The organism is Rhizobium sp. BK619, assembly GCF_014195245.1.
Lineage (GTDB): Bacteria > Pseudomonadota > Alphaproteobacteria > Rhizobiales > Rhizobiaceae > Rhizobium > Rhizobium acidisoli.
Genome location: NZ_JACIBH010000031.1, coordinates 1 through 3,940, shown reverse-complemented (window position 1 = coordinate 3,940; position 3,940 = coordinate 1). Strand labels below are relative to the sequence as shown.

3 protein-coding genes and 1 pseudogene are annotated in these 3,940 nt (G+C 63.1%); 1 reads left to right on the top strand and 3 read right to left on the bottom strand.

The features are described 5' to 3' along the window. Nucleotides 1-134: 134 nt before the first annotated feature. Nucleotides 135-419 (bottom strand): GIY-YIG nuclease family protein, encoded by a 285-nt coding sequence (locus FHX14_RS32665; RefSeq protein WP_184381254.1) that lies wholly within the window; start codon nucleotides 417-419, stop codon nucleotides 135-137. 304 nt (nucleotides 420-723) lie between these two features. After that, nucleotides 724-1,491, bottom strand: coding sequence for an SDR family NAD(P)-dependent oxidoreductase (locus FHX14_RS32660; RefSeq protein ID WP_184381253.1), 768 nt, complete (start codon nucleotides 1,489-1,491; stop codon nucleotides 724-726). A gap of 115 nt (nucleotides 1,492-1,606) precedes the next feature. On the opposite strand from FHX14_RS32660, the gene FHX14_RS32655 reads away from it, so the two are divergent. Continuing rightward, nucleotides 1,607-2,110 carry a TetR/AcrR family transcriptional regulator gene (locus FHX14_RS32655; RefSeq protein ID WP_003593668.1) on the top strand — a complete coding sequence of 168 codons (504 nt, stop codon included), beginning with the start codon at nucleotides 1,607-1,609 and terminating at the stop codon, nucleotides 2,108-2,110. Between the two features lie 25 nt (nucleotides 2,111-2,135). Here FHX14_RS32655 and FHX14_RS32650 read toward each other — a convergent pair. Continuing rightward, nucleotides 2,136-3,330, bottom strand: a pseudogene (locus FHX14_RS32650) (TCR/Tet family MFS transporter). Between the last annotated feature and the right edge of the window lie 610 nt (nucleotides 3,331-3,940).

Below are 3,940 nucleotides of genomic sequence, written 5' to 3'. Positions count from 1 at the left end.
CGATCGCCATCGGCCAGCTGCTACATCGACTGCGAGAACCACCACGAAGGCGACGCGCCATCGCACATCGGCAGCTAAGTTAGCGCCTATGGGGCGTGACCCGAGGACCCACGGCCGCACGCACTGCGGTCGCATCACCACAGGGTAAGATAGAGATCATCCCCACCAGGGTTCATGGCATCCACCAGATCGACCTTCCATTGCCGATACCAGCGTTTCAACGACTTCTCCCGCTGGATCGCGCTGCCGATATCCCAATGTTCCTCGTACCAGACGAGACGGGTGCAGCCGTATTTCCAGGCAAAGCCCGGCGTCAGCCCTTCGCGATGTTCATAGATGCGGCGCTCCAGATCGGATGTCACGCCGATATAGAGCGTGCCGTTTTTCTGGTTGGTGACGATGTAAACATATCCCGCCATGCGCGCAGAGTGCTGGGCATGGATACTCGGGTCAAGCCCGAGTATGACGGAGAGTGGGGGCGCAATCGGCAGGAGGCGAGACGTCGGGGGCTTCAGCAAATGCGCGAGCGGTTTTGCCTGAGGTTGCGCCAAGACGGCCATTCCAACAAATACCACCAAACTTGCGGTCCTTGCCCCATAAGCTCCCCACTCTCCGTCGTCCTCGGGCTTGACCCGAGGACCCATGGCCACGAGTTCAACGCCGCATCAGCGGGTAGTGACCGCAACGTCCATCTTCGGCTCCAAGTGATCGATCTTGCCCTCCTTATTGTCGGCCGGCGGTGACGCCGCCGTCGACGGGGAGGACCGTGCCTGTGATCCACGAGGCTTGTTCGGAGGCGAGGAACAGGATCGCCTCGGCGACATCGCGCGGCTGGCCGTTGCGGCCGAGCGGGTGGAAGGCGTTGAAGCTCGGAAGCACTTGCTTGACCTGATCGTCGGAGAGGAAGGTGTTGTAGACGGGCGTCTCGACGACGGCCGGCGCCACGGCGTTGATGCGGATATTAAAGGGCGCAAGCTCGATTGCGAGGTTGCGGACCATGGCATGGACGCCGGCATTGGCTGCCGAATAGGCCGCAGACGGCGTAGCGCCGATCGCCTGGATCGCCCACATCGAGCCGGTCTGGACGATCGCGCCGCCCGTCTCCTTCATCGCCTTGGCGGCGGCCTGGGCGGTGAAGAATTTGCCCTTGAGGATAGTGTCGAGATACCAATCGTAATCGCCCTCGGTCAGCTCCAGAAACGGCTTCGGATTGAAGACGCCGGCATTGTTGACGAGCACATCGAGCCTGCCGAAATGGGAGAGGGCGGCGTCGACGAGGGCCGCGCCGGTTTCCGGCCTGGCGATATCGCCCGCCGAAATGACGACATTGTCGCCGCTCGGATCGATCTCCCGGGCCGCCGCCTCGAGCTTTTCGCGATTGCGTCCGTTGATCGCGACCTTTGCGCCTTCCGCCACGAAGCGGGCTGCCGCTTCCCGGCCGATTCCGGATCCACCGCCGGTAATGGCGACCACCTTGCCTTCAAATCTCATCGTTCTTCTCCGTTTTGCTTGTTTGTCTATCTAACGTTAGATAGACAACGGACACATAATCCTTGCTTCGGGCAAACGCAACCCCTATCTAACATTAGATAGAGAGGATGAGGGCATGAACGAAACAGCTGAGGCAATACTGGATGCCGCCGAGGAGAGGATCCGCGGGGCGGGCTATAGCGGCTTCAGCTACCGCGACGTCGCCGCCGATGTCGGCGTCAAGGCCTCCTCCGTGCACTATCATTTCCCGGCCAAGGAGAAGCTGGCCGCCGCCGTCGCCCGCCGCTACACCGATCGTTTTCTCGAAGCGGTCGATCAGCGGCAGGCGGCGGGCGCCGACATCGTCGCCGCCTGGCGGCAGGTCTTCCGCGAGGCGCTGCATCGCGACGCCAGAATGTGCCTCTGCGGCGCCATGGCCGCGACCTCCCATGATCTTGCCGAGGAAGTTCGCGTCGAGGTGCGGCGGTTCTTCTTGCTCGGGATCGAAAGACTGATGCAGGGCGGATTGGAAAGAGACGCCGCCGTCCATGTCATCGCCACCCTGGAAGGCGCGATGCTGGCCGCCAACGTCCTCGATGATCATTCCCTGTTCGACAGTGGTACCGCCGCGCTCATTTAGCGTGGCATGGCCTTGCGGCGCCTGGCTAACTCATCGCCGCCCGCTCCGCCGTCTTCAGCCTGAGGCCGAGAACCAGCGGCACCGCGAGCCCGTAAACTGCGACGACCGATAGCCAGATGGCGCCTGGCCATTGCTGGCGGGTGAGGAAATAGAGGCTGGAGAAGGCAAGCGGTGCGACGATCGAGGCGAGGCTGACGGCTGAGGCGAGCACGCCCTGGAACTGGCCCTGGCTGTTCTCGTCGACCTGCCGGGTCGCCAGCGATTGCAGCGCCGGCACGCCGATGCCGCCGAGCGCGAAGACCGGCATGATCGCGAAGATCATCCAGCCCTGGCCGGCGAAGGCCATGACGGTGAGCGCGAGTGAGACGCCGGCGACACCCACGAGGATCGCCGCGCGTTCGCCGAGCAGCTTGACGGCCGGTCCGGGCAGCAAGGCCTGGGCTAGTGTCTGGCAGATGCCGAAGGCGCCAAGGGAAAGGCCGATCGAAAGCCCGTTCCAGTGAAAGGCGTCGCTGCCCCACAGCGCCCAGCAGGTGCCGTAAGCCTCGCCGGTGGCGCTGAAGATGAAGAACAGGATGACGACCGGCAGCAAGCTTTTGACCTCCAGCACCGAACGCAGCGGTTTCAGCGGATTGAGCGCCGCCAGATCGATCTTCTCGCGGCTGCCCGGGCGCGATTCCGGCAGGATGAAGAAGGGCAAGCAGCAGTTTGGCGCCATTGAGCACGGCCGCCGCGATAAAGGGCAGCCGCAGCCAATAATCGCCAAGCAGACCGCCGGCGACCGGGCCGATGATGAAGCCGAGGCCGAACATCGCATTGAAAAGCCCAAAGCGGCGGGCGCGTTTCTCCTCGGGCGAAATGTCGGTGATATAGGCTGTGGCGACCGAAATATTGGCGCTGGTCAGCCCGGCGATCGCCCGGCCGATGAACAGCAGCGTGAGACTGGGCGCAAAGGCCAGGAACAAATAGTTGACGGCGGCACCGGCGAGCGAAATCAGCAGCACGGGGCGGCGGCCGAGCCGATCGCTCAGCGCCCCGAGCACCGGCGCGAAGATGAACTGCATCACCGCATAGAGCGCGGTCATCGTGCCGATAATGGGCGCAATGTTTTCGGCATGGGTAATGTCGCGCAGCAGCGACGGCAGGATCGGGAAAATCAGCCCGATGCCGACGGCATCGAGGACAATGGCGGTAAAGATGACGATAAGGGATCTGGTCATGGGTGCGTTCCGGGTCGACGCAAGCCCGCAGGACCGTCAGCGCCTCCCTGATTTTTGCAAATCACGGAATTGCATCGGGACGCCGATGGCTCACGATGGGGCCTGAACTCTGTCAGGCGATCGGTTTCTGGGAGGTGCTGGCCGCACCATGCCCGAAAGGCATGGAGGGCGTGTGCTCGACCGCCTGGACGACCATTCGTCCACCTGTTTACTCCGCCACTGAGCGGATCAAGGGAAGCAGTCGCTTTTCGCGACGGAGAAGAGATACGCTGGAAGGGCCGATACGGCAAGCCCGTTTTTGTGCGGGGCTGCTGTCGGAAGAGGTACTAGGCTTCGAACTCGAAAGCTGCCCCTCACCCTAACCCTCTCCCCGTAAACGGGGCGAGGGGACGTGCCCTGTGCGAGGTGGGCGAGGGACGGAGAGGTCGCCGCATATCACCTTCTCCCCGTCAAAACGGGGAGAAGGTGGCGGCAGCCGGATGAGGGGCGGGCGGCCCGGCACACCCTCTCTCCAGCCTCATCCTTGTACGTTGCCGTTGCTGTATAATGCGGCTGTGCGGCGGGGATGCGTGTCATCCCTGGGTTTTGAACTCGCGCCTCAGCGAGCATC

Excerpts from the sequence above, each read along its gene's own strand:
- FHX14_RS32665 (WP_184381254.1), bottom strand. The coding sequence starts at position 419 with ATGGCGGGATATGTTTACATCGTCACCAACCAGAAAAACGGCACGCTC.
- FHX14_RS32655 (WP_003593668.1), top strand. The coding sequence starts at position 1,607 with ATGAACGAAACAGCTGAGGCAATACTGGATGCCGCCGAGGAGAGGATC.
- FHX14_RS32660 (WP_184381253.1), bottom strand. The coding sequence starts at position 1,491 with ATGAGATTTGAAGGCAAGGTGGTCGCCATTACCGGCGGTGGATCCGGA.